The following is a 19,713-nucleotide window of genomic DNA, read 5'->3' on the forward strand; positions in this document are numbered from 1 at the left end:
GAAGCGTGATCTCCGTGCTTTTCGTCCATCGGAGCTTTCCGGGCCAATTCATCGGTCTGGTTTCGCATTTTCTCAGGCGCGGAGACGCGCATGTCGCCGCGATCTGCGAACGCTCCGGCTCGGCGCCCGTGTTCGGCGTTCAGTACGCCGCTTACGATGCGCCACCCCGGTCCGGCGCGGGGGTCCATCCGTATGCGGAACACACAGACCACCATGTCCGGCGGGGCGCCGCCGCCTTCGATGCGGCGCTCGCTCTGAAGGATGGCGGATTCTACCCGGACGTCATCTATGTCCATCCCGGCTGGGGTGAGGCCTTGTTCCTTCGCGATGTCTTTCCGCTCGCGAAGAGCATCGTCTACTGTGAGCATTACTATAGAGTTGTCGGTACGGACGTGGGGTTCGACCCGGAGTTTCCCCTTCCCCTCATGCAGACGCCTCTGTTGGCGCTGCACAACCTGCCCACCCTGCATGCGCTCAATGCATGCGACGCCGCCGTAAGCCCGACCCGCTGGCAGCAACAGGGGTTCCCCGAGCATTGGGCCGAGAAGATCAAGGTGCTCCACGAGGGCGTGGACACGGACCTGATCAAGCCCGATCCCCAGGCGTGTTTCACGCTCCCCGACGGTCGCGTTCTGCGCGCCGGCGACGAGGTCGTCACCTACCTCTCGCGCACCCTCGAGCCCTATCGGGGGTTCCACAGCTTCATGCGCGCCCTGCCCCGACTCCTGGAGCTTCGTCCGAACGCACGGGTGCTCGTGGCCGGCGGCGAAGGCCGGGGATACGGACCCCGTCCGCCCGACGGCGCGAAAGGCTGGCTGGAAACGTGCCTCCGCGAGAATCCCGTCGACTTGGAGCGCGTGCACTTTCTCGGCCCCCTGGCCTATCCCGACTTCCTCAAAGCGCTCCAGGTTTCGGCCTGCCACGTCTACCTCACCTACCCCTTCGTGCTCTCCTGGTCGTTGATCGAGGCCCTCGCGGCGGGCTGCCTGGTGGTCGGCTCCTCCACCGCGCCGCTCCTGGAAGTCATCGAGCACGGCCGCAACGGTCTGCTCACGGACTTTTTCGATGCCCCCGCCCTGGCCGGTCTCATCGCAGCGGCTCTCTCGGACGTTGCGAGCGGGGCGGGGATACGCCGGGAAGCACGCCGGACGGCCGTCGAACGCTTCGACCGGAGCAGGGTCTGCCTTCCGGCGCATCTTGAACTCCTCGAGGGTCTGCTCGGAGAACGTGCGCGATGACGCCGCACCGCGCCCTCCCGCCCCAATCCGGGACCCTCGAACAGGATATGGCACAGATCGAGGCGCTTCTCGCCCAAGGGAAAGTTCAGGCCTCGCTCGACCGATCGCACAGGCTGCTCGGTAGCCAGGCGACGCATGCGGAAGCCTTGTTGCGCCTCTGCCTGCTCTACCGCTCGGCAGCCTTGCACGGCGAGGCGTTGAAATTCTCGGACCGCATGGCCAGGCTCGCCCCGAATGCTCCGGAGACGCGCAGCCTCAACGCCAGCTGCATGTTCGACGCCGGATTGCCGGACCAGGCCCACGGGGAAGCCCTCGCCGCCCTAGCCCTCGACCCCGAAAATCTTGAAGCCTTGCGCGTCCTCCTGAAATCCTCGCCCGCTGCCGAGCACGGATCAGGCCTGGAGGCGCATGCGGAGACGCTGCTGCGCGAAGGCGACCCGGAAAAGGATGCGGCCCTTGTGCTGGCATATCTGGCGAGCGTGAGCAAGGGTGAGCCGTTCGGGATCATCCATGCCTCGAACGGCGTGCTCACCGGGATCGCCCTTTCCCTCTCCAGCCCCGACGTGGCTCTGGAGGTGGAACTGTCGCTGGGGGCATTCCCCCTCGCACGCCTCAAGGTCGACCAGAACCATCCGCTGCTCAGCGTGGTCGGCCTGCCCCAGGGACACGCCTTCATGTTCCGCATTCCACCCGAGCTTCTCGACGTAATGATCGAGGCACGCCTCCCCTCCGGGAAGCCATGCGCCGGATCTCCGTTCCGGGCATACGTGGACCGGCGTCCTGAGGGCAGCGTCGGCGCGGATGTTCCGGGGGTGATCGCCGGGCACGCGTGGCTCCGGTCCAAGCCGGGCAAGCGCCTGATTGTGGAACTCGAAGGGGAGTCCGGAAGGCTTCGGCGTGTTACGGCTTCCGGTTTCGACAAGAAGTTGGTTGCCGCCGGTGTGCACGATGGCAGACACGGTTTTTCCGTGCACTGGCCCATCCCGGAAGGCGCTGCATGCGAGACCGTCAGGATTCGCGAAGCCTCGTCTGGCCAGGAACTGCCGGGCTCACCGGTGACCGTGTTCGACGCGGGCGTATTGGCCGACGCGGTGCAGGAATTGAACGGGTGGCTGCGGCTGGCTGGCGAAAGACCGAAGAACCCTCCGCAGCCGCCCCAAGCGTGCAATGCGGATGTCATGCGGATCGTGCGGAAGCGGCTGGCCCAGTGGATCCGGGAGCTTCGCTCCCTTGCAGCCGAGGCCGAAGAACGTTGAGGCGGACATGGACCAACCGATCGTTGACGTGATCATCCCGGTCTACAAAGACTACGGTGCGACGAGCGAATGCATCCATTCCGTTCTTTCGGCCAGGAATTCCATGCAAGCGAACCTCGTCGTCATTGACGACGCCAGCGAAGACGACGACATCGCCGCCCTGCTCTCCGCACTCCATGACCAAGGAATGATCCGGCTCATCTCCAATACGCGGAACAGGGGATACATTCACGCCATCAATCAAGGCATCGCTGCAAACAGATCTCACGACGTCGTGCTCTTGAACAGCGACACGATCGTCTTCGACGCATGGCTGGACCGACTTGCCAAAGCAGCATACTCCAGAGAGGACATCGGGACCGTCACGCCTTTTTCCAACAACGCGACGATATGTTCGTACCCAAAGACAAACGAAGACAATCCGTTCATGCCGCGCAACGTGAGTCAAGTGATAGACCGCATGTTTGCCGATGCGAATGCAGGAGAAACATGCACGCTTCCGACTGGCGTAGGATTCTGCATGTACATCAAACGATCATGTCTTAACGATACGGGTTTGTTCGATGAACATACTTTCGGAAGAGGATACGGGGAAGAAAACGATTTCTGCCGACGCGCGGAGGAAGGAGGCTGGACCAACGTGCTGGCGGCGGATGCATTCGTGCCGCACAGAGGAGCCGTGTCCTTCGCGAAAGATCGCAAACCGGCACTGGAAAAGAACCTTGCGCTGTTGAACGCGCGCCACCCCGGCTACCGACAGTCCATCGTGACATTCATCCTGGCTGACCCCCTGCTGAAATTCCGCAGGAGGATTGATGAAGCGGTCCTTCGTGCGGCAACCCACCGGCCATTGATTCTTCGAATCTGCCATGGTCGCGGCGGAGGAACGGCCAAAAGATTACGAGACGAAGCGATCGAATTGCAAAACCAGAACTATCGTGTCGCCACATTACTTCCAAAAAAAGATGCACCTGAAGGTCGCACGACCCTGACCATCGAAGACTTTCCAGACCTCGTCAACCTTGAGTACTCTCTGCCAGACGACCTCGAGAAATTGCTTTGCATTTTACGCGACATCAACACTGTCTCTGCCGCAGTCCATCACCACATCGATCTCCATCCATGCGTCCTGGACATCCCGCGACGACTGGACATCCCCTACAGCGTAATCGCCCATGATTACGGATGGTACTGTCCTGGAATCACACTCCTGGACAATCAGCATCGCTACTGCGGCGACCATTGCAACGAACAGTGCACTTCGTGCACAACAAGCAGCGAAGAAAACATCACCACGGAATGGTCCGCGGAGCACAAACAGAACCTGATGTGTTTTCTTGAAAATGCACAGGCAATCGTCGCGCCTTGCCATGACACGGCGCTGCGTTATCATAAACGCACAGCATTGAATAACATCATCACCAGGCGACATTCCGCCAACCAGCTTGAGAATCCTGGCACCACCCGACGCTTTCGCTCGCACGAACGAACACGAGTGGCGCTCTTTGGCTCCATCGGCATGCACAAAGGATACGACACGCTCCTGGAATGCGCCAAGGACGCGCAACGCCGCGACTTGCCGCTTGAATTCATCCTGATCGGCGAATCCTTGGACGACTATGCGCTGTTCGCGACAGGGCGTGTGTTTGTCACAGGCAGGTACGACGAGCGAGAAGTGCGCCGCATCATCATGCTCCATGCCCCTCCCCTCGCGCTCTATCCTTCCATATGGCCTGAAACATGGTGCTATGCCCTTGACATTGCATTTGAATGCAACATCTTCCCCTTGGCCTTCGCCATTGGGGCACCAATGGAAAGGATACGCGAATCAGGTTTTGGAGCTCTGCTGCCTCTCGACTCCCCACCAGCGACCATCAACGACACGCTGTTGGACATTGCCAGAGATCGCTTCGCACACAACGCCATTTGACTCATGGAACCAACTACTAGCCATACTCGAAAAAAGATATTCTAACTGCAACAACCATTCACCAACAATTGGGACACGCATTTTAACACACGCAAGCAACACAACCACAACACTGACAAACACTGAATTTCGCTTACAATCTCACAATCTACCAAACGAAAACCGTTCCAACAACACAATAGCACGAGCCGCACCAATGAACATGAGTCCATCGCGTAAAATCATGCAGCGCAACATCTCCACAGTGAACTTTTTCCTGTCACCAAAGTCAATATGAACGAGATCGACCAGCTTCCAAGGGAGTTACGATTCGCCTGGCTGTTACGGGACGACGTCCGGGCAATGTTTCACCCGACAGATCCCCACTGGAAGGCCAACCTGGACATATGGTGGCTTCTGAACGGGTCCAAGGACTACCCCTCTGCGGCAAGAAGGGTTGAAGCATTGCATTGTAGCCGCCTCTCCGAGGTCGTCATCGCCGCAAGCAGCGCTATGCCTTTTCCTGTAACGCTGCTGATGCATTACATATGGCGCAACCGCGAAGACATATCGACACGCTTCGATCTAAACAATACTACTGACACTGAAGATTTTGTGAAATGGTTCTATGTCTGCGGAGTTCCAGAACACAATCTGTTTGACATCATCACGCACACCTCCATTGCAAGCCTTCTTTCGCCAACGACACCCCACAACCAACACGCCCTGCTGACCCTCAACTATCTCGCGCTCTACACCTGGCAATCGCTTGCACACCTTCAGAACGAATTTGACATTGCCATTCCAAACGATGTGATTCGCTTTCTCGGCTGGTATTACTTCGAGGGGATCGAGAACCTTGGACACGCTCCGTACTGGGCACACCGCCCTCCGAGATGGCTCCTGGACCGGAACCCGCCCGGCCATGACCTGACGAACGCATGTGTCCTGGCATGGCTTTGGATGCACCCTGAAGCGAACATTGAAGCACTGAAGGCACCGGACAAAAGAGGCGAAATCGCCAGATGGTGGACCCAAAACCCAGACCATGCGGCATGCCTCGGGAAATTACTGTCCCAAAAGACACTCGTCCGGAAGGCAAACAGAACGCACGGTGCGCCGGAGAGGCGTCATCAAACCATAATGACCAAGCCCCGCCCCTTCGGGGTCAACATCGTCGGCTTCGCACGGGGCGAGTTAGGCATCGGCGAAGACTCGCGAATGGCCGCTCTGGCTCTGCGACAGGCAGGTGTACCGTTTAGCGTGGTCAACATCGCCTGCGGCCAAAACACCAGACAAAATGACAGGACCCTGGACGCCTTCCTGAATGACGAAGCGCCTTATGCCGTGAACCTCTTCTGTCTGACAGGGATGGACACGGCCAGGGTTTGGCTTGAAAGCGGAAGCGGACTCTTTGAGGACCGCTACAACATCGGATACTGGCCCTGGGAACTACCCGAATGGCCAGCCGAATGGCGGGACGCGTACAATATTGTGGACGAGATCTGGGCATCAAGCAACTACACAAAAGAATCCTATTTGCGATCATCAGACATCCCTGTCCACTTGATGCCCATGGCCGTTCATCTTGGGCCCTTTCCGCAACACGTTCGCCACGACTTCGGACTGCCCAAAACAGATTTTTTGTTTCTTTACGCGTTTGATTTCAACTCTTACCTGGCACGAAAGAATCCCTGGGCAGCCATCCGCGCATTCCGGAAAGCGTTTCCCAAAGGAACTGAACGCGTACGGCTCGTCTTGAAAACAATGAACACCCAACTCCAGTCGCCCTTGTGGCAGACGTTCGCGCATGAGGCCTCACACGACAATCGCATTCTGCTCTTGAACGCCACCCTGGAGAGACAACATGTGACAGGTCTCTTTTCTGTATGCGATGCATACATATCCCCCCATCGTGCAGAAGGCTTCGGGCGAACCCTTGCCGAAGCAATGCTCCTTGGAAAACCCGTGATTGCCACGAACTACTCTGGCAACACAGACTTCCTGAACGAATCGACCGGCTACCCCGTCGATTACGACATCACTCCCGTACAACCCGGGGAATACCCTTATGGCGCTGGAATGCATTGGGCTGATCCGGACATTGAGCATCTTGCCTGGCGCATGCTTGAGGTCGTCAACAACCGCAAAGAAGTAGCCAATAGAACAGCCCATGCTTTCAAGGCGATCTCCACCCGAAACAATTTCCAAACAATAGGTGCTGGTTACAGGGAAAGGATTTCGCAAATACTGCACAAACTCCACAGGAAGTTCAATCGATAACATCGCCACCTTTCTCATCATTACGATACAATCAGCTTGCCATGAGCAATAGCCATGAATTACACGTCTTGGCGACGACAACGACTGACAAAATGACGCAACAGCCAGCACGGCGAACATTCCGGGCGACTTGAAACAATCAGAACCGGAGCATATCGTGAAAGCAGATTCAACTCGTGGCGGAATCGGCACATCCACAGTATGGGCTGAATGGCAAAGCAGACTTCCCGACACCAACGACACCCGCACGGAAACACCGACGAACGTCTCGAACGACCATGCCGACGATCAGGAGCGAGAGGCGTACACAACCCTCCTGACAAAACTTGAACTGATTACTCGCGAAAACGACATTCTTAGACAACGCCTGTCCATCGCCGACAAGCAGATTGAGGTCAAAGACAGACAAATCAATGATTTCAAGGCTCTTTCGGAAGGTCTCTCGCAACAGAATCAAGTGCTTCTCATGCTTGCTCAGGGTGTGCCCATGAGTCGCATCCTGAAGCAGGATCCGTGCGACATAGAACAAGCACACAACATTCATCGCCTTGACGAGAAAGCCAACGATGCGCTCGACCCGCGTGTCAACCCTTTGGCCAAGAACAGACTCGCAATCCACGAGGCGATCAAAACATATAAAGCGAGCGGCATGACACACGGTCAGATTGCGAACAAACTGAACGAGGACGGCATTCCAACGCTCTCCATGTCAGGAGCATGGAACCGAAAAAAGGTTGGCAATGCGCTCAGACGGATACAGAATAACCGACCGGACAACATGCCGACCTGATACTTTTATAGTGTTCCGTTAAGTTTCGGCATTTCCTGAAGGCCCTCGGAACGAAAGGCCCGATCACGTCGGCCCGCCTCGCGCTGCCCTCAGGGATCCCGCCGAAGACACGCCCGGGGTTGCTTCACCAACCGGCAATAGTCGGGCTGCCCAGTCGCACCGCCCGCTCCCGGACAAAGAGGCCGACACGTTCACGAGCCCTCCTTGCGGGCCACGGCCACGGTAAAGTTGGGCACGCCCACGGGCACGGCCGTCACGGGCGTCTGGTCCGACCCCGTGAGCCTGCGGACCTCCTGGTCCACGTAGAGGTCCAGGGCCTTGAAGGTGATGGCTCCTTCGGCATCGCGCGGGGCCTTGCCCGAGAGACCTTCCACCAGAGCCTTGGTGAACGCGCCGTTGCCCCACTCGGGTCGCTCGTAGGAGAACTGCTGCCCCGTGGCGGCCGAGAAGACCACCACGCCCTTCTCCGAACTGGACAGGCGGTTGATCAGGCCGTTGACGTTCCACATGCCCTTGCCCAGGTTGCCCGAATGGCAGGTGTCCAGGAAAACGATGCGCTGCCCCCGGATGCGCTTGAGGGCACTGCCCACGGCCCCGTAGTCCACGGCGGTGGAGGACAGGCGTCTGATCTCCGCATCCACGGGGAGAAAGTAGTACTCGTCGATGTCGTCGTTCACGCCGTGCCCGGCCATGAAGAGGATGGCGGTGTCCTCGGCCCGTACGTTTTCACCCAGCCAGGCCAGCCCGTCCAGGATGGCCTCTCTCCTGGCCTCGCCGTCCTTGAGCAGCTTCACGGCCACATCCTTGTAGACCGTGCCTTTCTGGAGCTTCAGCACCCGGGCGAAGTCCTCGGCGTCCTTGCCCGGCAGGTTGAGCTTGGGCGTGACGCTGCGATAATCTCCAACGCCCACGCAAAGCGCGTAGAGCCTGCCAAGAGGCCCCTTGGCCTGCGGGGCGGCCCCTGCCCAGCGCAACTCGATCACGGCCGGAACGCCCGGCCCGTGACGGTTCTCCGCCACGATGGCCACCCTTGCGTCGCGCGAGGGCAGCGTGACCGTGCTCTCCTGCACCTGACCCTGCGCGGACTGGGCCAGCGCGCCGCGCGGCATCTCGGCGGCCCGTCGGCCGTCCACCTGGATGGACACGCCGGTGATTTCCTCCCCGCCGGGGGAGCGCACCTCGTATTTCACGGTGAGGGTGTTTTTGTCGAAGCTGTGGCCGCCTGCGGGCGAGAGAATGGTCACCACCGGCGGCAGGGAGCGGGCTATGTCCACGGAGCGCGCGACGCGGCCGGCGGTCTGGTCGGCCAGGGCCACGGCCTGCTCCACGTCCAACGTATCGAGGACGCGGTCGATCACGTCGGGGCGGTGGAACTGGTCGCGGAAGCGGCTGGCGGGAAAGAAGTCGGCGGCCTGATCCAGACCGTTGTTCACGTGCCAGCCGATGAGGTCTTCCCCGCCGGGGGAGGCGTCGTAGTGGCCCGATGGCGTCCAGAGCACCCAGCGTTTGCCGTCGGGATGGGGGAACAGGGCCAGGATCTCCCGGAGGTCCTGCAGGCGGTACCAGCGGATGGTTCCGTCTCCCAGCGCGGCCACGGCCACCTTGCCGGAGGGGGCGATGTTCAAGCCCCAGGCCGTACCGGGGATGGACAGCGGGGCCTCCTGCAGCTCGCCCGCGGCATTGTAGAGGCGCAGGCGCCAGTCCGTACCCAACAGGAAAGACTTGCCGTCAGGCGCCACGGCCAGGGACCGGCTTTTCTCGTAGTCTTTGAGCTTCAGGGGGTTTCCGCCCAGCTTGGGCGCGGTTTTATCTTCCCAATCCGTCACGCTCAGGCCAGGGGCCGCCGTGCGCGGCGGTTGCAGACCTTCGGGGGGGCGTCCAATCCGGTAGTCCCGGCCGGGGAGGGAGAAGGTGCAGGCAGAGTTTTGCGTCCTCCAGATGGTCCAGGAAACGGTTTTACCGTCCTGACCCAACCGGAAGCCCGCCAAGTTGCCTCGCAGGTCCGTGAGGGCCGGGGCTACGGAGAAGCGCGCCGTGCCGTTGGATTCTAGGACCCCGAGGGAGCGATCCATTGCGGCCCAGGCCAGGGCCGATCCTGGCAGGGCTTTCAACCCGCCGAGGGTGCTCCGGGCCAGGGCGATGTCCTGGAAGGCTCCCCGGCCGCCATCCTGCCAGATGCGCACGGGATATTGGCCCGCAGTGTCCCACATGCCGCCTGCCGCGAGGCGGTTGTCCGAGAGCCAGGCTACTTTTGACAGACTGTCATTGGTGCCGTCGGCATCCGGGGCGGGAAGCGCGTCCAGGTTCGGCACGGAGATGAGGCTTATCCTTGGGGCGTCGTTATGGCCCACGGCCAGGGTTTTGCCGTCCGAGGAGAAAGCGCAGCGAAAGGGCAGCTCGCCTCCGGGGGACTTGGCCTTGGCCAATAGCCGTAGCGTGCCGTGACCCACGTCGTAGAGCCGGACGAAGCCGTCGTAGCTGGTGACGGCCAACCGCCCCTTCCCGTCGAAAGCCACGCCGTAGACATTATCGTATCCGGCGTCCTGCCCGGCCAGGGTCCAGTCCTTCGTTCGCCAGAGGCGGATCCCGTTCGAGCCCCCCACCCCCGCGGCGAGAAGCGTGCCGTCGGGCGAGAAGGCTAGAGAATGGATGACATTGGGCAGACCCTCCAAACATCGCAGAAGTTTCCCCGAAACGCTGTCGAAAAGGAAGATCGCATGGCCGCCGCTGTCGCCGTACTCGGTCCAGCCGCCGCAGGCCACGGTGCTGCCGTCGGGCGAGACGGCGGCCGTGTAGAGCTTTCCTTCATTGGCATCCCGGCCCACGGGCGGACGCAGGGTGCGCAAGGGCTTGCCGGTGGCGGCGTCCCAGATCCGGCAGGTCTTGTCGTCCGAGGCCGTGACCAGGAAACGCCCACGGGCGTCGGCGTCGATGTATTTGATGACCGCGCCGTGCGTGCCCGTCTCGATGCGCAGAATGGGTTCCCTGGGCGGCTCCCCGGCCTGGGTTGGCGCGGCCAAGAGCAGGAGCAGCGCGGCGAGGAACGCCCCCAGCGCCTCTGCGCGGAAGCGGAACGGGGGCCCAAACTTTGCCGACCACATACGTGACAACCTCCAGGATCTGGACTTTCGATTTTCATACAAAGCGGCTCCATCCGTCAACCCATCGGGGTCGGGCCATCGGGGTCGGGCCGCTCGCCGGGGCCGACGGGTGGCATGGGCCCGACGCACCCTGGAACGCTCCGTCGGATGGACTACGCCGCCCGGGGAGACTGCCCAGCAACAAAACGACAATGGATACAAATTGTTACCGAATTTCATACGTCACATTGATTCATTTTCGTCAAAGAGCACGACGATTTCGCGCCATCCGTCCGTCGGGTGATTGTGTGTCGCGGGAAGGCCAAGCAGGCAACCGCGTGTTGCATAATCCCGGAGGAGTCTCATGCATCTTGTACGTCTTGGCGAACACAAACTCTACGATTGCTGGATGCCCATGATCTTTCAGGGCAGATACTTCGTGGTCGAACAGGCCTACAGAATGCGCTTCGTGAGCGTCTTCACGCTGCGCAACGGACGCATCAGCTTCGAGTTTCTGCGCAATGTCCCCCAGCAATCCAAACGTTCCCGCTGCCTCACCACGCCCGAAAAGATCGTGTCCCTGGCCGGGGGCCGCAAGGGCCTGCTTTACAGCGTAAGCCACCGGGGCCCTTTCCTCATGGAACTGCACCTGCCGGAGGGCGGCGTGGTGCAGGCCCACGGCCTGGACGGCTCGCTCCTTGTGAATGGCTTTCACATGGAATGCCCAACCTTTGACGGCACCAAGGCCTGCTGTCTGGTCACCGACCAGGGAGGCATTGCCTGCAACCCCCGCCTCCCCCTGGAGTTGGCCTGTCTGGTGAGCCTGGAGCCCATTTGAGGCCTCACCGCCAATTCCCCATGAGAATGAACGGGGCCCAGTAGAACGGATGGGAGTAGCCCGGGAAGTCTCCCGCCGGGGCGGCATCCCCGGCCCGGGATGGGGACTGGCCCTTGGCCTGGATCGCCTGGCCGCGCCCATCCCGGGCCTGCCCCGCCGTCCGAGCCGTGGTCGGGGCGGGAACCTGCGCCGTAGCGCCCGCCCCCGATCTCCCGATCAGGTTCAGTTGCGCCCTGCGCAGTGCCTCGGCCTTGGAAAGCCCCTGCTCTTGGCGTAATCGGTAGAAATCGCGCATCAAGCGCGCCGTGCTCTGGTCCGCCACGGGCCACAGGGAAGCCAGCACGCCCCTGGCCCCGCGACGCTGGGCCGTGATGCCCAAACCGTCCAGCTCGCGGCCGTCGGCATTCTGGGCCTGCACCGCCGTCTCGCAGGCCGAGAGGGTCAGGAGGTCCACGCCGGTCAGGTCGAAGTCGCCCTGGCGCAGGTCGGCCAGGGTCAGGTGGCCGCCGTCGCCCAAGAGCAGGAAGGAATCCCTCTCCGTGCCGCCGGGCGTGAAACTGAAGTGCGAGGCGATGTGCACCACCGGGTAGCGACGCTTGAGCGCGGCCGTCAGGGCCTGGGCCGTGAAGGCCTGGTCAAGGCGGGATTTTCCGGGCAGCACCCCCTCCCTGGCCTGGGGGCTCGCCTTGACCACGCCGCGCAGTTCCTCGGCCACTGCGGGCAGGGCCGCGAAGCCTCCGATGGCCTGGCTCGTGCCGAAGCCTGCGGCGCGCCACTTCGCTTCAAGCGGCTGTTTGAGCCCGCCGCGCCCCGCCGGAGTGAACACCGAAAGGGGATAGCGCTCCACGAGCCAGCGTGTGCCGTCGTGCAGGGCAGCCATGGGGATGTAGCGCAGGCTGCCGTCCAGGGAGAAGGTCAGCTGCCCGGCCCCCATCGCGTCCAGGTCGTCCCGGATCGGCGCGACGAGCAGGTCGTAAAGCTCCTTGCCGCCGGGCCTGGGGTCCTGACGCGGGTTCAGGAGGGCCTGGCGGAAACGGCCGATCTTGGTGTTCAGCTCGGCCGAGGAGACGGCCGATGTCCGGGCGACCTGCCGGTCCGCCCCGGTGACCAGGATGCGCAGGCCGTCCTTGAGCACCAGGTAGGAGACCAGCACGGGCTTGCCGGGCAGGCCCTCAAGCTCGGAGCGGGCGTCATCCGTGACGCGCTCTGCCTTGATGCGCTCGGCCTGCTCGCGCTGGAGCCCGGCGAAGGCCTGGGCGCAGTCTGCAAGCAGGGCGGCGACGTCGGCCTGTCCGGCCTGGAGCTTGTCCCGCAGTTCGGCAAGGCGGGCGTTCTCCTCCGGGGAGCGGGCGCGGTTGTTTTCCAGCACGCCCAGCTCCGCGCCGAGTCTGGCCAGCGCCGCAGCGGCTTGCTCGTGGCGTTCGACCCAGGCCTTTTCGAAGGAATTGTAGTCGGCCTGGGTCTGGCGCGGGTCCTCCCCGCCCTGGTCGCGCCGGGTGTAGTCGAAGTATTCCTCCTGCTTGAGCATGCGCAGCACCTGCTCGGCCTCGCTCAAGCGGCCCTCGGCCATGAGGAGATCGGCAAGGCGGCGGTAGACGACTTCCTTGCCTCCCATGAAGGATGACTGGAGCGTCTGGTCGAGGTTCAGGATGTCCCTGCGCATCGCCTGGATGGCGTTCACGGCCTGCTTGCCGTGGAAGATCGCGGCCCCCTTGTTGCCAAGACGCTCTTCGACCTGTGCGAGGCCGTTGTGGCAACGTCCCTGACTATTCGGGCCACCCTGCCCAGCAAGCATAACGAGTGCCGAACGGAAGGCCTCTCCCGCGCCGAGGGCGTCGCCCATGCGCAGACGGGTCCAGCCGATGTTGGCGCGTTCGCCTGACGCAAGGTGGCCTGAGCCGGCTGAAAGCCAGATTTCGTATGCCTGTTCGTGGCAGTGCAAGGCAGGTTCGTAACGTCCTTGGCTGCGGTGCACGCGACCCATGTGCGAGAGTGCCCTCGCCTCCTCATCCGGCACGCCGATATGTCTGCTCAGGGTCAGAGCCTGCTCGATGTTTTGAACCGCTTGATCCGGCTTGCCCAAGTCGATCAGTGCCCAACCAAGGGTCGTAAGGCAATTCGCTTCCAAACGCACATCGCCGATTTCTCGGAAAATGGTCAGGGCGATCTCAATCTGCTCGATCTGTTTTTCGTATTGCCCGAGGGCGGAATAGACGTTTCCAAGCCCCATCCGGCTTGAGGCTTCCTGGGACTTGCCGCCGGTTTCCCGGAGGATCGCCAGCGCCCCGGCATAGTTTTCGAGGGCCATGCCGTAGTTCCCGGTTTCATGCAGCAAGTCCGCGATGCTCAACAAGCTTACCGCCTCGCCGTTGCGGTCGGCGAGGGCGCGGCTGATGGCCAGGGTCTGCTCGAAACAGCGTTGAGCCTCGGCATGGTCGCCCATTCTCCTGCGGACGGAGCCGATGTTCATAAAGACTGTTGCCACCCCGTGCTTGTCTCCGAGTTCCCGCTTCACAGCCAGGGCTTGGGTGTAGAAGCCAAGGGCCGTGTCGTGATCGCTTCGGTAGTTGGCGATGTTGCCGAGGTTGATCAAAGCATTGCCTTCTCCGGATCTGTCCTTCAGCTCACGGGCAAGAGCCAGGGTCTGCTCCTGGCGCTCCTGGGCCTTCGCGTATTGTCCCAGGCTCCAATGGACATTGCCCATGCCGCCAAGATTGCGGATATTGTCTTTTATCCCGATCGTCTGCCTGATGGCAAATGAGCGTTGGTAATGTTCCAAGGCCTCGGAATATCGCCCAAGCTCGAAAAGCACATTTCCCGAGTTGGTCAGGAGCGACGATTCCCCGGATTTGTCTTCAAGTTCACGGTCGATCACCAAAGCCATGGCGTAATATTGCAGCGAACGTTCGAATCGGCCGAGGCTCTTGTTGACCACGCCAAGTTCCGTGAGCAGGGCGCTTTCCATACGCCTGTCCTTGAGTTCGCGGCTGAGGGTCAACGCCTGTTCAAAAGGCTCCAGGGACCCTTCTGGCTTGCCGGACTTGCGCCAGACTCGGCCAAGGGCTTGCTTCGTCTCCATGAGCCCCCGCGTGTCCCCGAGAACTTCCAAAAGGGCCAAAATCCGCCCGAGAGCCTCGATCTCCGCCTCGTAGCGGCTCGCTTCGGAATGAATCCTGACCATGCGCTTCAGAACGGAAATTTCTCCCCTTACGTCCCGGTCCTCCTGTCGGAGCAGGAGCGCCTGAGCGTAAGCATCCAGCGCTCCGACGTGGTCGCCGATTTTTCGAAGGGTCACCCCCGTGTTCAGCAGCCGGTCGGCAAGTTCTTTCCTCTCACCGCGTTTGCGAGCAATCGCCACGGACTGCCCGTAGAGTTCCAGCGCCTCCTGGTAGCGGCCCTGGTCGTCCAGAACGATCGCCACATTGGAAAGGAACATCCCCAAGCGCTCCTCATCGCCTTGCGCCCGGGCCAGTTCGAGCCCCTTGCTCCAGGCTGCCATGGCCGTGTCCCGATCGGAGGCTTCATAGGCTTTGGCCCCCTGTGCGTTCAGAAGGTCGAGCTCCTGCGGCGTGACTTGGCCGAAAGCCGGGGCTGCCACCGGCAGAAACAAGGCCGCAAGCCAAACAAGCAGCTTCGAGGAGAGCCACATGCTGCGGGGCGTGTGGCCATTGAAGCCCCTCACCGCCAATTCCCCATGAGAATGAACGGGGCCCAGTAGAACGGATGGGAGTAGCCCGGGAAGTCTCCCGCCGGGGGGGCGTCCCCGGCCCGGGATGGGGACTGGCCCTTGGCCTGGATCGCCTGGCCGCACCCGGCGTCCTCCCGGTCGGCGGCCGGGGCCTGGGCGGCCGCCTGCTCGCCCGTCGGGACAGCCGTCGGCTCCAGCGCCTGGACGGGAGCATGCACGGCGGCTTGCCCGCCTGCCGGGGCGGGAACCCGCGCCCCGGCGCCTTCCCCCGCTCCCTCGATGAACTCCAACTGCGCCCGGCGCAGGGCCTGGGCCTTGTCCAGGCCTTGTTTCTCCTTGAGGGCGTAGAAGCGGCTCATGAGCCTGCCCGTGCTCTCGTCCGCCACGCTCCAGAGCGTGGCCAGCACGCCCTTGGCCCCCTGGCGCTGGGCCATGGCCCCGAAGCTCTCCACCTCCCGGCCGTCGCCCATCTTGCCCGTGCCGCCCACCGCCGTCTCGCAGGCCGAGAGCGTGAGCACGTTCACCTCGTTGAAGTCCAGGAGGCGGAGGCGGTCCAGGGTCAGGCGGTTGCCGTCGCCCAGCAGCAGGAACGAGTCCTGCTCCGTGCCCGGCCGGAACTGGAAGTGGCTGGCGATATGCAGCACGGGCGAAGCGACCACGGCCTGGCCCAGGGCGGCCTCGGTGAACTGCTCGTCGAGCTTCACCTGCCCGGAGATGGCCCGGGACACGGCCTCCAACTCACCGCGCACCGCAGGGAGCGGGCTGAAGCCCTCCACGCCGCGCGTGAGGCCCAGGCCGGAGAGCGTCCACTCCTGGGAGGGGCGGTCCTTGAGGTTTTTGCTGGCCACCTCGGTGTAGACCACCGTGGCGTAGCGCTGGGCCAACCACTGCTCGCCGTCGTGCAGGGCCGCCATGGGGATGTAGCGCAGCGCGCCGTCCAGGGAGACCATGAGCGTCCTGGCCCCTGCCTGCTCCAGGTCCGCCCGCAGGGGTGCTATGAGGTGGCCGTAGAGTTCCCGGCCCAGGGGGCGCGGGTCCTGCCGGGGGTTGTCCAGGGTCTGGCGGAAGCGGCCCACCAGGGCGTTGAGGTCGGCGGCCTTGACGGGCGATTCCCGGGCGATCTGGGCGTCCGGGGTGGTGAGGATCAGCCAGAGCTTGTCCGGGGCCGCGATGGTGTGCAGGAGCACCGCGCCCTGGCCCAGCTCGCGCAGGGCGCCCTGGAGTGATTTGAGGTCCTTGAGCTGCATCTCGCCCAGTTCCCGGGCGCGCTCGGTCGAGACCTGGGCGAGGCCGGACTCGATCCCGGCCAGGGTTTTGAGGAAGACGGCGCGCCCGGCCTCCAGGTCCTTGGAGAGGGCGTCGTAACGGGCCTGCTCCTCGGGCGAGAGGCCCAGCTTGAGCTTCCTGCGCAGCTCGCCGTGCTCGCGGCCCAGGGAGGCCAGCTGGTCGGAGATTTCCTGGAAGCGCCGGGCGTACTGTTCCTCGGCCGGGGTGTAGGCGGCGGTGGTGGCGCGAACGTCCTGGGTGGAGTCGCGGCGCACGAAGCCGAAGTATTCGTCCTCCTTGAGCATGCGCTGCACCTGCTGGGCTTCGGGTATGCGCCCCTGGGACATCAGGAGGTCGGCAAGGTGGGTGTAGGAGAACTCGTTCTTGGTCAGAAAGGATTTCTGGAGGTCTTTGTCCAGGGAGGAGATGTTGCGGCGCATGGATTGGAGGATGTTCACGGCCTGCTTGCCGTGGAGGATGGCCGAGGCGAGGTTGCCCTGGCCGACTTGGAAGTGGGACATGGTGGAGAGGACGGTGTGCTTCGCCACCACGGCATCCGTGGGCAGGATAACGGCCAGGGCGCGCTCCTGGAGCAGCATGGCCTGTTCACGGTTCCCCGTGGTCCATTCCAGCCAAGCCAGCCTATTAAGGCTGGTGGCGGTGTCCGGGTGCTCTGGCCCCAGAGCCTTTTCACGGATGGCCAGCGCGCGCTCATGTAGAGGCTTCGCCTGGGCGTAGTCGCCCATGGACTCGAGCAGAGCGGCCAGGTTGTTCAGGCTGGTGGCTGTGGACGGGTGCTCAGGCCCCTGGACCTTCTCACGGATGGCCAGCACGCGCTCGAAGAGAGGCTTCGCATGGGCGTAGTCGCCCATGGACTTGAACAGAGCGGCCAGGTCGTTCAGGCTGGTGGCTGTGGACGGGTGCTCAGGCCCCAGGACCTTCTCAAGGACCGCCAGCGCACGCTCGTAGAGAGGCTTCGCATGGGCGTAGTCGCCCATGGACTTGAACAGACCGGCCAGGTCGTTCAGGCTGGTGGCTGTGGACGGGTGCTCAGGCCCCTGGACCTTCTCACGGATGGCCAGCGCACGCTCGTAGAGAGGCTTCGCATGGGCGTAGTCGCCCATGGACTTGAACAGACCGGCCAGGTTGTTCAGGCTTGTGGCGGTGTCCGGGTGTTCAGGCCCCTGGACCTTCTCACGGATCGCCAGCACGCGCTCGTAGAGAGGCTTCGCATTGGCGTAGTCGCCCATGGACTCGAGCAGAACGGCCAGGTTGTTCAGGCTGGTGGCGGTGTCCGGGTGCTCAGGCCCCTGGACCTTTTCAAGGACCGCCAGCGCACGCTCGTAGAGAGGCTTCGCATGGGCGTAATCGCCCATGGACTTGAACAGAGCGGCCAGGTTGTTCAGGCTGGTGGCGGTGTCCAGGTGCTCAGGCCCCAGGACCTTTTCACGGAGGGTCAGCGCCTCCCGGGCCAGGGGCAGCGTCTCGGCGTACTTGCCTTGGTCGTACAAGGCCACCACGCGGCGATTGAGGTCACTGGCCGCGGCGTTAAGAACACGGGCCTCGGCCTCGGCCCGGTCCTCGCCCCTGGCCTGGGCCTTTCTTCCGGCCCACCGGGCCTCCTCCTGGTGGTCGCCCGATCTTCCGGCCAGGGTGACCATGCCGTCCAGCGCGTCCACGCCGTCCGGGTTGAGCTTCAGGGCCGCCTCGAATTCCCGTGCGATGGCCGCGTTGTCGCCGTATCGCCAGAGCCCCCAGCCCAGCCAGTTGCGCGCCAGATAGGACTCCGGCGCAAGGCGCGCGGCCTCCTTGTAGGGAGCAAGATCGGGCTTGGCGTCCTTGTCCCGAAAGCCATGAACGGCGTAATGCTCCATGGTGGCCGCGCCCAGGGCCTCCAGGGCCTTAGGGCTGGTCTTCTCGGTCCACAGGGTCCTGGATCGCTGTCCCTCGGCAAGTGGCAGGCCGTTGGACGCCAGGAAGTCCAAAAGCCCCGCGCGCAGACCCTGAAGGCCCGTGTCCGGGTCCAGCGGCAGCACGGCCCGGGCCATGTTGCCGCCCTGCACGTCAAAGAGCCATGCATCGACCGTGCGCCGTTTGGCGTCCGTGAAGCGCCCGCCCAGCACGTAGCGGACTTCGGCCTTCCTGGCGGCCTCGCCAGGATCGATCGCCGGTCCGCGCCCGACGGCGTATTCCCGGAAGTCCTTCTCCGAGGCGAAGAGCTTGCCCAAATGCCAGATCAGGGCGTTCTGCTCCAGTCCGTCGTGCGCGAAGAGGGTCATCTCCAGGGCGTTCTGCACGCCCATGCCCAGGCTGCCGTCCACCTGCCCCTGGGCCGGGAGCACGGGCAGCACCAGGAGCTTCGGCCGCCCGGCGGCGGTGGCAATGGCCGCACCGGCAAGAACGAACAGGGACAACAGCAGAAACCTGGCGATACGTGCGAGCATGGAGAACCTCCTGCCCAGCGGGCGGACGCGCGGCCGTTCTTCGTCGCGCGCCTGCCTTGGGCGTTCCCGCGTTCACTCCGCGCGGGACGGCACACCGGCTACTTCGCCTGAGACAGGGGAAAATCGACGTGCCCGGTGCTCAGGAGCACGGGCGTCTGCTTCATCCCCAGGGCCTTCAGGCGCTGTCCGGCGTAGGCTCCGACGTCCAGGAAAGTCACTTGTTCAGCGCCCGGGCGGACCGCCTTGCCGGAGAGCCCTTCCAGAAGCACGGCCGTGAACGCCCCGTTGACGCTGGGCGTCTTTGTTTCCACGGCCATTTGATCCGAGGTGCTGGCCAGGAGCGCCGCGAAACCCTGCTCGCGACCGCCGCAGACCCGGGCGACCTGCCGCGCGAAGTCTCCGGCGTGGCAGACGTCGGCCACCAGCAGCACGTCGCTTTTGACGCCGCACAGCGCGCGCACGATTTCCTCGAAGGAGAGGCCGGTGGTCCTGGCCTCTTTCATGGTCCCCCCCGAAGGAAGAAACCAGGCCGTGCCGTCGGAGGCGCGCGCTGCGTATCCGGCTAGAAAGACCACCGCAAGGTCCCCAGGAGCGGGGGCCTGGGCGATCCAGCGCAGGCCGTCCAGTACGGCGGCCTTGTCGCCGCCCAGCACGGCGCGCCCGTCCACATTGGCGAACACGCCGCCGCGCTGCGCCTCCAGGAGGGTCAGCATGGCCCGGGCGTCATTCTCGGCGGCTTCAAGGGAGGCTTCGCCGCTCTTGTCCACGCCAACGCTCAGAACGTAGAGAGCCCGCCCTGGCGTGTCCCCGATCTTGACGGCCTTTCCCGCCAGCGCGGGACGAATGGTGAGAGCGCAAAGCATCAACAGGACAGATACAAGCAGATTGACCCTACGCATGCGAAGACTCCTTCACAGCACC

General features: G+C 63.2%; 10 protein-coding genes. 6 read left to right on the top strand and 4 right to left on the bottom strand.

The genetic code is table 11. From position 1 onward, the window contains the following. Positions 1-5: 5 nt before the first annotated feature. From NNJEOMEG_RS00290 to NNJEOMEG_RS00310, 5 genes are all read left to right on the top strand, one after another. Positions 6-1,238, top strand: coding sequence for a glycosyltransferase (locus NNJEOMEG_RS00290; RefSeq protein ID WP_173080190.1), 1,233 nt, complete (start codon positions 6-8; stop codon positions 1,236-1,238). Between the two features lie 47 nt (positions 1,239-1,285). Further along, positions 1,286-2,494 carry a tetratricopeptide repeat protein gene (locus NNJEOMEG_RS00295; protein WP_173080192.1) on the top strand — a complete coding sequence of 403 codons (1,209 nt, stop codon included), beginning with the start codon at positions 1,286-1,288 and terminating at the stop codon, positions 2,492-2,494. A 7-nt stretch (positions 2,495-2,501) separates the two neighbouring features. Next, a complete protein-coding gene (locus NNJEOMEG_RS00300) occupies positions 2,502-4,424 on the top strand; it encodes a glycosyltransferase (protein WP_173080194.1) in 1,923 nt (640 codons plus the stop codon). 273 nt (positions 4,425-4,697) lie between these two features. Then, positions 4,698-6,686 (top strand): glycosyltransferase family 4 protein, encoded by a 1,989-nt coding sequence (locus tag NNJEOMEG_RS00305; protein ID WP_173080196.1) that lies wholly within the window; start codon positions 4,698-4,700, stop codon positions 6,684-6,686. A gap of 157 nt (positions 6,687-6,843) precedes the next feature. Continuing rightward, positions 6,844-7,476: a recombinase family protein gene (locus NNJEOMEG_RS00310; RefSeq protein ID WP_173080198.1), complete on the top strand. Its 633-nt coding sequence runs from the start codon at positions 6,844-6,846 to the stop codon at positions 7,474-7,476. A 191-nt stretch (positions 7,477-7,667) separates the two neighbouring features. Here the strand turns inward: NNJEOMEG_RS00310 and NNJEOMEG_RS00315 are convergent, their stop codons facing one another. Next, entirely contained in the window at positions 7,668-10,577 is a 2,910-nt protein-coding gene (locus NNJEOMEG_RS00315) for a caspase family protein (protein WP_173080199.1), read from the bottom strand. A 343-nt stretch (positions 10,578-10,920) separates the two neighbouring features. Between NNJEOMEG_RS00315 and NNJEOMEG_RS00320 the strand changes: the two genes are divergently transcribed. Then, positions 10,921-11,394, top strand: coding sequence for a hypothetical protein (locus tag NNJEOMEG_RS00320; protein ID WP_173080201.1), 474 nt, complete (start codon positions 10,921-10,923; stop codon positions 11,392-11,394). 4 nt (positions 11,395-11,398) lie between these two features. Here NNJEOMEG_RS00320 and NNJEOMEG_RS00325 read toward each other — a convergent pair whose 3' ends face one another. The 3 genes from NNJEOMEG_RS00325 to NNJEOMEG_RS00335 form a co-directional block, all read right to left on the bottom strand. Further along, positions 11,399-15,043 (bottom strand): CHAT domain-containing tetratricopeptide repeat protein, encoded by a 3,645-nt coding sequence (locus NNJEOMEG_RS00325; RefSeq protein ID WP_173080203.1) that lies wholly within the window; start codon positions 15,041-15,043, stop codon positions 11,399-11,401. Between the two features lie 29 nt (positions 15,044-15,072). Beyond that, positions 15,073-18,792 (bottom strand): CHAT domain-containing protein, encoded by a 3,720-nt coding sequence (locus NNJEOMEG_RS20835; RefSeq protein ID WP_173080205.1) that lies wholly within the window; start codon positions 18,790-18,792, stop codon positions 15,073-15,075. 98 nt (positions 18,793-18,890) lie between these two features. After that, complete coding sequence (locus NNJEOMEG_RS00335) at positions 18,891-19,691, bottom strand: caspase family protein (RefSeq protein ID WP_173080207.1); 801 nt, start codon at positions 19,689-19,691, stop codon at positions 18,891-18,893. Between the last annotated feature and the right edge of the window lie 22 nt (positions 19,692-19,713).

Origin of the sequence: Fundidesulfovibrio magnetotacticus, from assembly GCF_013019105.1 — a bacterium.
GTDB classification, from domain to species: Bacteria; Desulfobacterota; Desulfovibrionia; order Desulfovibrionales; family Desulfovibrionaceae; genus Fundidesulfovibrio; species Fundidesulfovibrio magnetotacticus.

Bases quoted from the DNA above. Each gene is read 5' to 3' on its own strand.
- NNJEOMEG_RS00295 (WP_173080192.1), top strand. From the start codon at position 1,286: ATGGCACAGATCGAGGCGCTTCTCGCCCAAGGGAAAGTTCAGGCCTCG.
- NNJEOMEG_RS00300 (WP_173080194.1), top strand. From the start codon at position 2,502: ATGGACCAACCGATCGTTGACGTGATCATCCCGGTCTACAAAGACTAC.
- NNJEOMEG_RS00305 (WP_173080196.1), top strand. From the start codon at position 4,698: ATGAACGAGATCGACCAGCTTCCAAGGGAGTTACGATTCGCCTGGCTG.
- NNJEOMEG_RS00315 (WP_173080199.1), bottom strand. From the start codon at position 10,577: ATGTGGTCGGCAAAGTTTGGGCCCCCGTTCCGCTTCCGCGCAGAGGCG.
- NNJEOMEG_RS00320 (WP_173080201.1), top strand. From the start codon at position 10,921: ATGCATCTTGTACGTCTTGGCGAACACAAACTCTACGATTGCTGGATG.
- NNJEOMEG_RS00325 (WP_173080203.1), bottom strand. From the start codon at position 15,043: ATGTGGCTCTCCTCGAAGCTGCTTGTTTGGCTTGCGGCCTTGTTTCTG.
- NNJEOMEG_RS20835 (WP_173080205.1), bottom strand. From the start codon at position 18,792: ATGCTCGCACGTATCGCCAGGTTTCTGCTGTTGTCCCTGTTCGTTCTT.
- NNJEOMEG_RS00335 (WP_173080207.1), bottom strand. From the start codon at position 19,691: ATGCGTAGGGTCAATCTGCTTGTATCTGTCCTGTTGATGCTTTGCGCT.